Raw genomic sequence first — 202 nt, 5'->3', positions numbered from 1 at the left:
GGCGCGGGCCGCTGTGTCGCGCGGCGGTCACCGACGTCGGCGCGGGCACCGCGCTGTCACTCGCCGTGTCCCGGCACGCGATCGACCGAACGTCGGCGGGACTGCTTGCCGCCGCCATCGCACGCGCGTACGAGGACGGCGCGCCGCCGCCGGCGGGTCCGTTCGGCTTCGCCGACCACGCGTACTGGCACCGGCGCCGGTT

At 77.7% G+C, this 202-nt stretch carries 1 protein-coding gene; it reads left to right on the top strand.

From position 1 onward, the window contains the following. A partial coding sequence (locus GT354_RS08645) for a hypothetical protein (RefSeq protein WP_161355671.1) occupies positions 1 to 202 on the top strand: 202 nt, incomplete at both ends.

The sequence above is a fragment of the Streptomyces sp. SID3343 genome, assembly GCF_009865215.1.
Taxonomy (GTDB): Bacteria; Actinomycetota; Actinomycetes; order Streptomycetales; family Streptomycetaceae; genus Embleya.
The sequence above is the reverse complement of the archived record's forward strand: the minus strand, read 5'-3'. Positions and strand labels throughout refer to the sequence as shown.